The following is a 14,388-nucleotide window of genomic DNA, read 5'->3' on the forward strand; positions in this document are numbered from 1 at the left end:
GCTTTCCAAATTTATTCTCCTTATTTGTATTCTATGAAGTTAGACCTATAATAACATATTCAAAGCTAGCAATAACAATAAAAATACATTATTTATTCTTATTTATATAAAGTATTTTTTTCAAATTACGGTTTCATCACGAAAAATTTTAAGCATATATATTACTAGAAATAATTTTCTCTTATAAAATAGTAAAAAATTAGAGGGTTTACTAAAGTAAACCCTCTAATTTTTATTATTTTTGCTTATTCCCACTCAATCGTAGCTGGTGGTTTGGACGTAATATCATACACAATCCGGTTCACATTATCAACTTCATTAACAATACGTACCGAAATCTTTTCTAACACATCCCAAGGGATACGTGCCCAGTCGGCAGTCATGCCGTCAATTGACGTTACTGCACGAATACCTACGGTATATGAGTACGTACGAGCATCGCCCATGACTCCTACGCTCTTCATGTTCGGAAGGGCTGTGAAGTACTGCCAAATTTCGCTTTCAAGACCCGCTTTAGCGATCTCTTCACGTAAGATATAATCCGAATCGCGAACGATTTGCAATTTATCTTCAGTCACTTCGCCCAATACACGAATCGCTAGACCTGGACCTGGGAAAGGTTGACGCCATACGATGGCAGCTGGTAATCCACACTGTTCGCCGACTTTACGTACTTCGTCTTTGAATAGTGCTTTCAGTGGCTCTACCAATTCAAAGTGCATATCTTCTGGCAATCCACCTACATTATGGTGAGATTTGATCGTTTGTGCTGTTGCTGTACCACTTTCTACGATATCCGTATACAGTGTACCTTGTGCTAGATAAGCGAAGTCACCTAATTTACGGGATTCTTCATCGAAGCAGTAGATAAATTCGTTACCGATGATTTTACGTTTTTGCTCTGGATCGTCAACGCCTACTAATTTAGACAAGAAACGCTCTTGCGCATCAATTTTGACAACTTTCATATCGAACTTGCCGACGAAAGTCTCCATTACACTTTCCGCTTCACCTTTACGCAATAGACCGTGGTCGATAAACATACATGTTAATTGCGGACCAATCGCTTTGTGCAACAGAATCGCAACAACTGAAGAATCGACACCGCCACTAAGTGCGCATAACACATTTTTGTCGCCGACTTGAGTACGAATCTCTTCGATTGTATCTTCGATAAACGTCTCCATACTCCATTCGCCCGCACATTTACAAATTTCATATAAGAAGTTACGGATCATTTCATTACCGAACACAGAGTGACGTACTTCTGGATGGAACTGCACTGCATACAATTGACGCTCTGCATTACTCATCGCTGCAATCGGTGCAGATTCTGTGCTTGCATCCAATACGAACCCTTCTGGCAAACCGACTACATGGTCACCATGACTCATCCATACGGTGTGACTGGATTCCATGCCTTTATTTAGTTCGCAATGAGCCATAAAGTCTACATCTGACTTCCCGTACTCACGCTTCGCAGAACGTTCTACTTTACCGGACAATTGTTGAGCCATTAACTGCATACCGTAGCAAATACCAAAGATTGGCACATTGAGATCATAGATCGCTGGATCTACATGTGGTGCATTTTCAGCATATACGCTAGATGGTCCACCAGAGAAAATAATTCCTTTTGGTGATAATTCACGAATCTTTTCTACAGGTGTATTAAAAGGCATTAACTCACTGTATACCCCAAGATCACGGATACGTCTTGCGATCAACTGGTTATACTGTCCTCCAAAATCGAGCACTACAATTATTTCACTTGGACTATTCATTCACGAGCCTCCCATATTTCAATGAGTCTAATTATACCTATGTGCAAAAGCCACCGTCAAGGCTTCCCACCTTACTATAGCAATTAAAATCAGGGTTTCTTCCCGTCTTACTCAAGATTGCGCTTACATTTTAGAAATAACAAGATTTCTTTTAAAATAGACCTGTTAATAGACTTTGTACTTTCCGATAGATTATGATGTAATAGATTGTTTTATTTTAACAACAATAGTCAAATATAGAGAAATTATAGTATTCCGGAGGACAGCACATGCAATTGATACATTATATAGAATCTCTTTTTACTCATCATGGTTATCTGGTACTATTTCTAGGGTTGTTGCTTGAATTTATTGCTCTTCCGTTCCCTGGCGAAACAACGATGGGATACGCTGGTTATTTATCTTATATGGGTCGCCTCAATATGGCATTATTATTGCTGTGTGCTTTTGCCGGTACTACGATCGGAATGACGATTACTTATTTTATCGGTCGAAAAGCAGGGCTTCCGTTCTTACGTAAATATGGTAAATGGTTGCTTCTTCCAGAATCGAAGTTGGATAAAGCACAATCGTGGTTTGGTAAATATGGATATACGCTTGTGTTTTTTGGATATTTTATACCGGGGGTACGCCATTTCACCGGTTACTTCTCAGGTGTGATGAACTTTAAGTTCTGGCGGTTTGCCGCTTATTCGTATAGTGGAGCATTAATCTGGGTTGGTGTATTTCTAGCGTTAGGTCGAATTTTTGGACCGCAATGGACGATGGTCTTTCACTGGATTCATGAATATTCATTTGAAGCGATTGCGATCATTGTGGTGCTAATCTTATTCTTTATTCTTGTGAAGTTCCGCAGAAGATTAGGAATTGCACTGGTGAATCGATTTGGTAAAAAAAAGCCGGATGATTCCGCAGATGAATAAACTAAAAATTAAAAAAACAGCGAAGAACCGGGCAATGGATGCCACGATCTTCGCTGTTTTTTTATTATTTTATATTGAATGTGACACTATTAGACGATACGCTCATACTGCTATTAGCACTTTTGGCAGCTTGGGTAGGTGTTTTAGGTACACCGTCTACAGTAATGTTAGTCACTGATGCTTTTACTACTCCTGAAGCTTTTGTATTTGTATCTTTTATATCAGCTATAGTAGCTAGAATCTTATAAGAATCAATATTGGCAATCCCAGTTCCATTTTTCTCCATTATAACTGCCAATTTTGTTGGTGAAGCATTTGAACATGTAGAATTAGCGCATTTAGCTAACCCCTGCAATTTAAGTCTTGTAGTCTTTACATTATCATGAACATAATTTTTCCAAAAACTTACTTGCACTTCTTCACCTGGGATATACCCATTTTGAAATTGAACTGCATCATAACCATCAAGCATAGTATCTGTAGACCAAGGGTCTTTAGAACCTAATTTTAAATAAGGTTTCCATACCTGATGACCATTTGAGGTCGGATTTAATGGACTATATTGCAATCCGGCATCAACCTCTGTAGCCCCGGTAAATCCTACATATGTATATGTAGTACCCGTATTTGCATTTAATTGCTTTATATTATTATCTGTGTTTATTCTTGCTTCTAATAGATTACCAGAAGGTACAGTTGCTCTCGCACCCATTCCTCCTGAGATTGGAGCGAGTGAAGCTAAGTTCTGAGTATACATACTGTTAGAACTTGATTTAACAGAAGTATCAATCGACGAATGAGTATTTAGATCAACAATTTTGGCAATAGGATTAGAGTTAGAAGAATCTTCATAAAAATATAAATCTTTATTAGCTTCATCAATATAGAAATAATCATACACTTCTTTATTTGCTACTAACATCTGAGAAAAATCAGATGACTGAGAAGTTCCCCTAGTTTCTTTGATAACACTTTGTGCTTGAGAGATAAACTTATTTACATTTTGAGTAGAAACATTAGCTACATTAGTTACTTTCACAAAACTTGCTAGTGAGTTATTATCCTGTGTATATGTATTTGCTGTTACTGTACCATTTGTCACACCTATATCAGCTGCAGAAATTTTTAAAGAACTTGTTTCTAAAAACAACATACCAATAATAATTACAGTTATAAATTTTCTCAATTCTTCCACCTCAACTATTAAGTTTTAAAAAATCTAACTTCACTTCTATCCTCCTTATATGTATTTTTTTTCCTAACATTATTCTTATATCATTTTATTGTAAACATGTAAATCTTTTATTTTAAAAAATCTACATTTGTATATTTTTTCTTCATGAAATATACTGTTTATGTAATAAAAACCATATGCACTCAGGAGGCACAATATCATGAAAGTAAGTAAATATGTTATTCCGCTAGTTGTTTGTCTATGTTTAGGTCTTTGTATACCTTTTCATATCACATCAGCCAAAGACAATACAACACATGCACTAGAATCTATCAGCTACATACAAACTTCATTAGGCACTTCCTATGCTATTGACAAAGACGGTACTACTTGGACGTGGGGTGTAGGCCGAAATTCAGGAACAGGCGATAATTATGTTCACGTTTCTCCACTTTCTTTTACTACACCGACTGCATCTTTCAAAATGTTTGCTCCCGGTACGGACGTCTATACAAGTGCGGTGACCAAAGAGGGGCTAGTGTATACATGGGGAGTTGATGATCCAAGTGGACAAAAAACATCTAGCCCCGTACAAGTACAAGGTCTGAAAGATATCGCTACTACAGCTACCGGTACACATCACTTTCTCGCCCTGGATAACAATGGACAAGTATGGGGATGGGGTGATAATACAGAAGGCCAATTGGATAAGTCCAAAGTAAATACCACACCTTTTTACAATACACCTGTACATCTGTCCGGTTTGGATGAAGTAAAGTCTATTAATGCCAGTGATAACTATTCGATTGCCTTAAAAAAAGATGGAACACTCTGGGGATGGGGATCTGTTAGTAGCCCTTCGATATCGCCGACGTTGCTGATCGGCGGAAAACAGATTGTATCTGCTACTATGAGCTATGGGAAAGTTATCGCTGTCAACAAAAATGGAAAAGTACTGTATTGGGATCTTACTTCTGGTATGCATGCTCCCAAAACCTATACATTGAAACTACCAGTCACTTCGACAGATAACGGTTCAGCGGGTGTAATCTATGCGATTACAACTAATGGTTCGGTCTGGGAAATAGATCGTCAAAGCAATCCACCAGTTATCACACAGGTAAAAGGATTACAAAAAATTGTACAGATTTCTTCAGGTAATAGCTTTACACTGGCTCTTGATCAGAACGGTACTGTTCACAGCTGGGGCATTAATTCCGCAGGGCAGCTCGGTATTGGTAGTCCATTCGCTTCAGATGGTACTCCCACACCGGTTATTGTACAAAAGCCTATCACTGTACAATTGAATAAGACTGAGCTTCGGATGCCCAATTTGCCATTCTTAAAACAAAGTGCTGTCTATGTACCCGTACGTGGGCTGTTCGAGAAAATGAATGCTACAGTTATATGGGATAGAAAAAATAAAAATAATGTATCTATCACAAGCGGCACCACTAGCATTCACCTAACCAAAGGAAAAAATACTGCTATTGTGAACGGTAAAAATATTCCTTTGTCTTCTCCACCCCAGTATGCTAATGAGAGTATTTTTATTCCGCTACGCTTTATTTCAGAAACGATTGGTGCTCATGTCAATTGGGATAGCACAAATTATACGGTCAGCATTGATACTAGTAATGACCATCATTAATATCCAGTAGATCATGAAATATTACAGAAAAAAGAGCCTGTCGATGAATTAACTCAATCGACAAGCTCTTTTTTCATAAACTTTTTGTTAACAGATTCTGTCTACTTTATAGCAATTTCTCTGCTGCAATACCCAAAAAGACTTTAGCTCCATTCACAAGCGCACGTTCATCAATATCGAATCGTGGATGGTGATGTGGGAATGCGGTATCTTCGGTTTCATTTTTCGATCCGACAAAGAAGAAGTTACCCGGACGCTCTTGTAGATAATAGGCAAAGTCTTCTGCACCCATCGCTGGTGGCAACATGAGAAATGCTTCTTCGCCCATCGTATCAACGACGACTTTTTGAACATGTTCTGTTTGTTCTGGTGTATTCACGACGGTTGGATACCCGTGAATATAATTAATCGTATATGTGGCATGATTGGCTAAAGTAATTCCGTGTACCAAGTCACGAATATCTTGCTCGATCTTAGTTCGAATCTCTGGATCAAATGCACGAACTGTACCTTCGATCTTCGCTTTGTCGGCAATAACGTTAAACGCTTGTCCTGCTTGGAACACACCGACAGTCACTACTGCTGATTGCATAGGGCTGATATGACGGGATACAATCGTCTGCAAAGCACCGACTAACTGGCTACCAATCACGATAGAATCGACTGACAGATCAGGCTGTGCTCCATGTCCGCCTTTACCTTGAATCGTAATCGAAAAGGAATCTGCCGATGCCATCGCAGGGCCTGAAGCTGTTCCGATTTTGCCTAGTGGAAGAGCACTTGCTAAATGCGCTCCATACACTTCATCGACTCCGTCTAATGCTCCATCTTCGACCATCGCTTTGGCTCCACCTGGAAGTAATTCTTCAGCATGTTGGAAAATAAAACGAATCTTGCCTTTCAAATGGGCTTGTTGATCACTAAGTACACGGGCTACGCCAAGTAGTGTCGCTGTATGCCCATCATGTCCGCAAGCATGCATAACGCCATCATTTTGCGAACGATAGTCCACTGTATTTTCTTCATGGATGGGCAATGCATCGAAGTCTGCACGAAAAGCAATCGTTGGCCCTGCTTGTCCGCCCTGTAGATCAGCTATTAATCCGCCTTCACCTACACCTGTCCGCACTTCATAACCGAATCCTTTGAGTGTATCTGCAATAAATTGTGATGTTTTGACTTCTTGAAATGATAATTCAGGAAACTGGTGCATATGTCTGCGCCAAGCGACCATTTGATCAAATTGTGCTTCTATTGCTTGTATCCATTGTTGTTTTATCATAACTGTAAGCCTCCTATATAGTGTGAATCAATCTCTAAATATTCCATTATTTAGAAAAAACCAATGAATCCAAACTAACATAGCTCACTCTTTATGTCAAATTTATCATATAAAATTATAGTGTTATAGATACTATTTAATTTCTAATTTTTACTTTTTGTACGCATGTAGACGGAGTTCACCTGAAATATATTCACCCAAGTAAATCTCTGATATCTGATAATGGGTTTCTTCTTTGACTCGATTTTCTAACCATTTGATATCTTTATGAATAAGATCCAGTACATCTTGATTCACCTGTCCATCTACAATAATAGGATAGCGTATATTTTCGTCTCCATACTGGATGACGGTTAATTGTCCATTTTGTTCTAATATCGCTCGTTTTACATTTTGGATTTCGTAGATACCTATTGCACGTAGCTTGAACATTAATTCATTGGCTGAAATACCGCAACGTAGACATTCTCCCACTTCCACTTCACCATTGACGACAAGATTGATCGGCTTGCCATCGACAATACGTTTAATATATGGATTGTGCTGTTTGAGGAATTTGATCATAAATACAAGTAATGTCCAGATCATCAATACTAGAAAAAATTGCAATGGCTTTACAGCTTCATTGTAGATCACACCCCCTATAATGCCCCCGAGCACATAATTCTGTACTTGATCGATGGCGGAAGTTGGCGCTAAATTACCTTTGCCCATTAGATTAATCTGTAACACCAGACAAAGAATACCCAGTGCTAATTTGATAATAACCGGATAATATGCTTCCATAATTTGGTTCCTTTCTGTCGATTGCAGTCTGTTATTGGTCGTTCACATGAATATCTGGATTAACTAGATATACTGTTTCTAACGTATAGGCGCTCATATCGTCATTAAAATGAGCCGTATAGTATTGAGTCGGTGTTTTGATAATCACTTCATCTACCAGTGTTGTCGAATTCACACTGATCTGCGTCTCATCTAGCTGTTGATCTTTGGCAAGTTGATGGACAAATTGCACCATCTGCGAGTATTTCGAATACGTACTTTGATCTTGTGTATAATCTGAATACTGTACACCGATCAGGAACACAATAACCAATAGCAAAATAATGCTCAAATCACGATATTTCGTTTCGATTCGTTTACGCATATATAATGAGAATAAAATCAATAATAAGATCAAAGCAACAAAAATAAAGATATATTTCAGATAAACATTAAAGGTGGATTGGTTCTCCAAATAGGCTATCGTATAGAAATCCATAGATAAACATCCTCTCTTTTTTTGACGTGTACTCTCACTTATCTGTAGCAACGTAAGCGCAATCTTAGAAATAAAAAAAGCAACGTCTTTGGAAGGACGTTGCTTTGAAATAACTATCATAGATCATCATTAACTTGTAGAGGTAGAGCGACTTATAGAGCAGCAAATACGTCTTCCGTATGCCCTTTAACTTTCACTTTGCTCCATGCTTTGATCAATATACCTTCTTCATCAATTAGAAACGTAGAACGCACAATACCTTCGTATTCTTTGCCATACATTTTCTTTAATTGCCATACGCCAAATGCTTCAGCTACTGCATGATCAGGATCAGACAATAAAGGAAAAGAAAGTTCATACTTTTGTGCAAATTTATCATGTGACTTGACTGGATCAGGGCTAATCCCGAGAACAACCGCACCTTTTTGTTCATAAGCCGCTGCACTATCACGGAAATCACAAGCTTCTTGTGTACAGCCTGGCGTGCTATCTTTAGGGTAAAAGTATAACACGACCTTTTTGCCACGATAATCGCTTAACGAGATTTCTTGACCTCCTGATGCTTCTAGTGTAAATTCCGGCACAGGTTGTCCTACTTGTAGTTCACTCATTGTATAGCCTCCTTTTGAAATATCGCTGGTAGTGATCATACCCTGCTTCAGATCAGGTTAGACTTACGATCCTGCTCCGCGATAACGCTTGATCCCACCATTCCAGAATAACAATCCTAATATGAAAAAGACAATCCCCATCACAGGTGTAATCCATGCCATTCGAATCATTTCAGGTCGATCTAAAAACAGTGCGGCTGGATAGATACCCACAAATGCAAACGGTAATATCCATGTTAGCAAAATTTGAATAATACGATTGTAGATCGTGATTGGATAACGTCCATAAGTCTGAATATTGTACATCAACGGAATAATGCCTGTTGGCGAATCCGAGTAAAATGAGATCGAAGTCAGAATCGTATAGATACCTGTATAGATCAGTGTCGAACCCAGTACCATAACAATCAGTGCAGGGATATGCCACCATAACAATTCAATCCCAAGTTGTCCTCCACTCCAGAACATAATAATCACACCGATGAACGAACCGATTAATGACGGTGGATCCAGATTTTCTAGAAAAATCTGAAATAGATTATGTGCAGGACGGGTCAAAATGCGATCCATTTCTCCTTTGACAATATAACGATCGCCAAAGTTCCATAGATTCACAAAGCAACTATATAGCCCGTAAGGGATCATAAAGTATCCATACACAAATACCACTTCAGCTTCTGTAAATCCACCTAACGTATCGGTATGCGCAAATACGACGAAAATAAAGATTAAGTTCGTCGCTTGAAACAGCAGATCTGAGATCACTTCTACCCAAAAATCTGCACGATACGTTAAGCGTGTCTTCGCATAATTCAGAAAATATTCCCATACCAGTCCAAGATAATATTTCATCTGCTTAGCCCCCCTGTACGAACAGCCGCACACGAGCAGCACGCCATATAAAATAGATAGGAATCAATAATAGAACAAACCAAGCCACTTGAATCCCTAACACTTCCAAAATACCTGTTCCTTTGACACGACCTGTAAATACCGAACCCGGCAAATACGTAATCGCTTGAAAAGGAAGAAAATTCATAATGGAGACTAACCATCCCGGGAAAAAGCTAATCGGAATCAATAGCCCGGAAAATAGATCGACGACAATGCGCTTCATTCGCATCATCCCTTCGTTATTTTCAACAAAAAAGGCAAGCATTCCGATAATAATATTAATCTGCGAGTTAATCAGAAAACTGAAAAATAACATTATCAGAAAACCTATCCAAGAGGTGATGCTTGTCGGCAATTGAACAGGGAATAATAGTAACGCAATCAACATCCCTGGAATCATAAATAGTAAGAACCGGAACAACCCTTCACCGAATCCTTGCATCATTTTGACCATTAAATAGTTGTATGGACGGATAAACTGAATCGCAATCGTACCATCTCGAATCTCGGTCGCAATCTCTCGATCTAGATTGTTAAAATAAAACGAACGTGCCATCCAAGAAACAGCAACATAGGTCGTCATCTGCGCTGCTGTAAAGCCTGCAATCTGTTCTTTACCCCCGTAGATGGCTTGCCATGTAAAATAATACACACCAATATTGAGCGTATACACGAGAATACCCGAGTAATAATTAACTCGATACGCTAACATCGTCAAAAAGCGGATACGAATAAAATCCCAATACAGACTAGACATGAATCTTAACCTCCGGCTTTTCTGCTGAACCAGAACTGTAGATCTGACGTACAATTTCATCGGTACTGGTCTCTGAAATCTGGATATCCAGAATCTCGACCTGACTGAGCACTGCCGTTAGCACATCAGACACGGCTGTATCTGCGGTTACTAAAGCTGTTGCTACCAGTTCACCTTCTTGTGTCCATTGTACCGGTAGGCTGGCTGTCCATGCCTGTAGCTGAGAAGCTGTAACAGCCTTGCCAAACTGGAAGCGTACTTCTTTCCCTTTGCCCCAGCGAGTCTTCAGATCATCTAAGCCACCATCATAGATAACGTTCCCTGCATCTAGCATAATTACGCGCGAGCAAAGTGCTTCGATATCTTGCAGATCATGAGTCGTTAGCAGAATCGTTGTACCTTGCGTACGATTGAGGTCTTTCAAAAATTCACGAATTTCGGATTTGACCACGATATCCAAGCCGATTGTTGGTTCATCCAAAAAAATAATCGACGGATTGTGTAACAATGCTGCAACTAATTCACAACGCATCCGCTGACCCAGACTTAACTTACGCACTGGACGGCTTAATAAGTCTTGTAATTGTAGACGTTCCACCAGCTCATCCAAGCGTTTTTTGTAATCTGCTTCAGATACCTGATATACTTTACGAAGCAATTGGAACGATTCGATAACTCCTATATCCCACCACAACTGACTTCTCTGTCCAAAAACAACACCGATCCCCTGTACGAACTTTTCCCGCTCCTGATAAGGCACATACCCGTTGACCTTGATCTGTCCGGATGTAGGAACAAGAATACCGGTCAGCATTTTGATAGTGGTTGATTTGCCAGCACCATTTTCCCCGATATACCCACAGATTTCTCCTTGTGGTATTGAAAAGGTAATATCGTTCACCGCAGCGACTTCATTATACTGTCGTGCGAATAAGTCTTTCAGTGCTCCGGTTAATCCTCCGCGGCTCTTCTGAATCTGAAAGGTTTTGCGTAAATCTTGTACTTCGATCGCCTGCATGAGTATCTCCTTTATGCTTGATTGATGTTCATGTTAGATATGCGCTAAATTTGGCGTCATTTATAACAATCTTGTCAATTCGCTGTAATTGATTGTTGCCTAAAAAAAAATTATAATGTACGGGTGTCATGAAGAGCAATCAAAAGTGATAAACAATTTTTCAAATTGGCATTAAGATTCTGTAAACATAGTATAGACCTCACCCTCGAAAGGAAGAAAGAACATGAATGTAAAGACAAAGCGAACGCTGCTTTGGACCGTAGCGATTATTGTAGTTGCGGTTATAGGCTATGCGATTTATTATTTCACAGCAGTATTTAACCAAATTGATGGCTTGCAAAAAACAGGCGCTGCTTCACCTTTCAAAAATGTACAACCTACCAATGTCGCTGCGACTCAACCTCCAGTATGGGAAGGAACCGAACCGGTCAATATTCTGTTAATGGGTGTCGATTCTCGTAGTGCAGACGATGGTGAGATTCCACGTTCAGACACAATGCTTGTCGCTTCACTTGATCCTGTCAAAAAAACAATTCATTTATTCTCGATCTTGCGTGATACGTATATTCCGATCTCTGGTTATGGTGAGAATCGGATCAATAGTGCGATTACCCATGGACCGAATACAGCTATGAAGACCGTTAGTGACTTGCTTGGTATTCCGATCCAATATTATGTCTACACAGACTTCCAGGGCTTTATCAAACTGGTTGATGCTGTAGGGGGTATCGATTTCGATGTTGAAAAAGATATGCATTATACCAGTGCCGCAGATAAGCATGAATATGATATTGATCTCAAAGCAGGTATGCAACATTTAGATGGCAAAACAGCTCTTCAATATGTACGTTTCCGTCATGATGCCATGTCCGACTTTTCTCGTACCGAAAGACAACGTGCTTTCTTAACCGCTGTTGGCGAGAAAATGAAGTCCACTACTTCGATTATGAATTTACCAACGATCTTAGAACAGGTTAATCCGTATATTGATACCAACTTGAGTACCGATGATCTCTGGAAATTGGCTTCGGTCGCTTATGATAGTAAAATGAACGGTAGTGACCAACTACCTCCAGATGACCTATTAGCGGAGAAAAAAGTAGGCGGCGCGGATGTGATCGGCATTAAGAGTAGCGAAGAATTACAAAAATATGTACAAGATGCACTGAACAAATCAGCAGTTGAACCGACTCCTGTATCTACAGGCTCTACGAAAAGTACAACAGGTTCAGACAGTTCTTCCAGCTCAAGTGCTAATCCAGAACGTATAGGTAGTTCCTCTTCTTCAAGTTCAACCTCGAACAGCTCAAGCTCTTCGGTGCAGTAAGCTATTAAGATAATCACTCAACATTCTGTAGCAACAATGGTAAAATAAAAGTAGCGCAGTTCAACGATCGTTACACCTGTAATTATAGCGCCCATATCAAGGGCGCTTTTTTCTTGTCTGAACGGTGGTTGCTGTTATTTTGAATAAGGAGCGATTGTATTGAATCCACGAACACGTTCTTCCCAATTATATGAACAAGCACTAGAACATATTGTAGGCGGTGTGAATAGCCCGTCTCGCTCATTTAAAGCTGTCGGTGGCGGTGCACCTGTATTTATGGCTAATGCCAAAGGCGCTCATTTCACAGATGTTGATGGCAATAAGTATATTGATTATCTGGCGGCATACGGTCCTATTATTACAGGGCATGCTCACCCTCATATTACTGAAGCGATTACCAAAGCCGCGCAAAATGGAATTCTGTATGGTACACCGACAGAAATCGAAATCCAATTAGCAATGATGCTTAAAGACAGTATTCCTTCATTGGATAAAGTTCGCTTCGTCAACTCTGGTACAGAAGCGGTGATGTCTACAATCCGTGTCGCTCGTGCGTATACCAAGCGGAATAAAATCATTAAATTCGCAGGCTGTTATCACGGTCATTCGGATCTGGTATTAGTAGCAGCTGGTTCTGGCCCTTCTACGCTAGGCATTCCAGATAGTGCAGGGATTCCAACCAGTATTGCGCAAGAAGTGATTACTGTTCCCTTTAACAATCTAGAAGCATTACGCGAAGCTCTGGAACATTGGAGCGATCAGATTGCAGCTGTAATGGTAGAGCCGATCGTTGGGAACTTCGGTATGGTTATGCCTGCTCCTGGTTTTCTAGAAGGATTATGTAAGTTAGCTCATGATTACGGCGCTTTAGTCATTTACGATGAAGTCATTACAGCTTTCCGTTTCCATTATGGTTCCAGTCAGACGTATGCCGGCTTAGACAATCACGATCAGATCGTCCCTGACTTAACAGCTCTTGGTAAAATTATTGGTGGCGGGCTTCCTATCGGTGCTTATGGTGGACGCAAACATATTATGGAACAAGTGGCTCCACTAGGCCCTGCTTATCAAGCAGGTACGATGGCAGGTAATCCTGCGTCTGTCGCTTCGGGTATCGCTTGTCTGGAAGTGTTACAAGGCGAAGGGGTCTATGAAGAAATGGAACGTCTAGCGATTCGCTTAACCGATGGATTGCGTGAGTCTGCGGATCGTCACGGCGTAGCGATGACCATTAACCGTATTCGTGGTGCATTTTCAACGCATTTCTGCGATCATCCAGTGACGGATTATGATCAAGCTCAAGATACCGATGGCGAGAAATTCGCAGCGTTCTTCCGTCATATGCTAGATCGTGGTGTATGTCTGGCTCCATCCAAGTATGAAGCATGGTTCTTAACCACGGCTCATGTGGATGCAGATATTGATCAGACGTTGCAAGCGGCAGATGAAGCGTTGAAGTTAGTTGCAGCAGGGAAGTAATATGCGACTACTTTATTTTCAAAAATAAGTATATAAATAGAATCAGTTTTATATATTTGAATTGAATTCCTTCAAAAAATCTGCTAAAATATAGTTAAGTAACACATAATATCTCGCTTTCTTAAGTGTGTTTATTATGAGGTGTTCCACTACCAATGCAAATGTGGGCTTTAAAGTTGGTGTTCCACTACCAATATAAATGTGGGCTTTAAAGTTGGTGAACG

12 protein-coding genes and 1 pseudogene are annotated in these 14,388 nt (G+C 39.9%); 4 read left to right on the forward strand and 9 right to left on the reverse strand.

The features are described from left to right. Positions 1–245 precede the first annotated feature (245 nt). Positions 246–1,784: a glutamine-hydrolyzing GMP synthase gene (gene guaA / locus PaeCFBP13512_RS21795; RefSeq protein ID WP_069329386.1), complete on the reverse strand. Its 1,539-nt coding sequence runs from the start codon at positions 1,782–1,784 to the stop codon at positions 246–248. Positions 1,785–2,053: 269 nt separating this feature from the next. Between guaA and PaeCFBP13512_RS21800 the strand changes: the two genes are divergently transcribed. Continuing rightward, positions 2,054–2,707 carry a DedA family protein gene (locus PaeCFBP13512_RS21800; RefSeq protein WP_137225937.1) on the forward strand — a complete coding sequence of 218 codons (654 nt, stop codon included), beginning with the start codon at positions 2,054–2,056 and terminating at the stop codon, positions 2,705–2,707. A gap of 64 nt (positions 2,708–2,771) precedes the next feature. Here PaeCFBP13512_RS21800 and PaeCFBP13512_RS21805 read toward each other — a convergent pair whose 3' ends face one another. After that, positions 2,772–3,902 (reverse strand): YrpD family protein, encoded by a 1,131-nt coding sequence (locus tag PaeCFBP13512_RS21805; protein ID WP_137225939.1) that lies wholly within the window; start codon positions 3,900–3,902, stop codon positions 2,772–2,774. Positions 3,903–4,101: 199 nt separating this feature from the next. On the opposite strand from PaeCFBP13512_RS21805, the gene PaeCFBP13512_RS21810 reads away from it, so the two are divergent. After that, on the forward strand, positions 4,102–5,532 hold the full coding sequence (locus tag PaeCFBP13512_RS21810; protein ID WP_137225941.1) for a stalk domain-containing protein: 1,431 nt from the start codon (positions 4,102–4,104) through the stop codon (positions 5,530–5,532). Positions 5,533–5,638: 106 nt separating this feature from the next. Here the strand turns inward: PaeCFBP13512_RS21810 and PaeCFBP13512_RS21815 are convergent, their stop codons facing one another. From PaeCFBP13512_RS21815 to PaeCFBP13512_RS21845, 7 genes are all read right to left on the reverse strand, one after another. Then, complete coding sequence (locus PaeCFBP13512_RS21815) at positions 5,639–6,811, reverse strand: M20 metallopeptidase family protein (RefSeq protein ID WP_137225986.1); 1,173 nt, start codon at positions 6,809–6,811, stop codon at positions 5,639–5,641. A 153-nt stretch (positions 6,812–6,964) separates the two neighbouring features. Then, the gene (locus PaeCFBP13512_RS21820; RefSeq protein WP_137225943.1) at positions 6,965–7,600 is read right to left on the reverse strand and encodes a DUF421 domain-containing protein; all 636 of its coding nucleotides are present in this window, start codon (positions 7,598–7,600) and stop codon (positions 6,965–6,967) included. A gap of 31 nt (positions 7,601–7,631) precedes the next feature. Continuing rightward, positions 7,632–8,198: a DUF3290 domain-containing protein gene (locus PaeCFBP13512_RS21825; RefSeq protein WP_342671996.1), complete on the reverse strand. Its 567-nt coding sequence runs from the start codon at positions 8,196–8,198 to the stop codon at positions 7,632–7,634. A gap of 32 nt (positions 8,199–8,230) precedes the next feature. Beyond that, positions 8,231–8,689, reverse strand: coding sequence for a thioredoxin-dependent thiol peroxidase (bcp, locus tag PaeCFBP13512_RS21830; protein ID WP_137225945.1), 459 nt, complete (start codon positions 8,687–8,689; stop codon positions 8,231–8,233). Between the two features lie 63 nt (positions 8,690–8,752). Next, positions 8,753–9,541, reverse strand: coding sequence for an ABC transporter permease (locus PaeCFBP13512_RS21835; RefSeq protein WP_137225947.1), 789 nt, complete (start codon positions 9,539–9,541; stop codon positions 8,753–8,755). A 4-nt stretch (positions 9,542–9,545) separates the two neighbouring features. After that, positions 9,546–10,340: an ABC transporter permease gene (locus PaeCFBP13512_RS21840; protein ID WP_137225949.1), complete on the reverse strand. Its 795-nt coding sequence runs from the start codon at positions 10,338–10,340 to the stop codon at positions 9,546–9,548. Then, positions 10,333–11,358, reverse strand: a complete 1,026-nt coding sequence (locus tag PaeCFBP13512_RS21845; protein ID WP_069329394.1) for an ABC transporter ATP-binding protein — start codon at positions 11,356–11,358, stop codon at positions 10,333–10,335. The genes PaeCFBP13512_RS21840 and PaeCFBP13512_RS21845 overlap by 8 nt, the downstream gene beginning before the upstream one ends. 442 nt (positions 11,359–11,800) lie before the next feature. Here PaeCFBP13512_RS21845 and PaeCFBP13512_RS23665 point away from each other — a divergent pair. Further along, positions 11,801–12,280: pseudogene (locus PaeCFBP13512_RS23665) on the forward strand (LCP family protein); the annotation flags it as partial. Between the two features lie 564 nt (positions 12,281–12,844). Next, a complete protein-coding gene (locus PaeCFBP13512_RS21855; RefSeq protein ID WP_069329396.1) occupies positions 12,845–14,164 on the forward strand; it encodes a glutamate-1-semialdehyde 2,1-aminomutase in 1,320 nt (439 codons plus the stop codon). Positions 14,165–14,388 lie beyond the last annotated feature (224 nt).

The organism is Paenibacillus sp. CFBP13512 (genome assembly GCF_005233705.1).
GTDB classification, from domain to species: domain Bacteria; phylum Bacillota; class Bacilli; order Paenibacillales; family Paenibacillaceae; genus Saccharibacillus; species Saccharibacillus nuruki.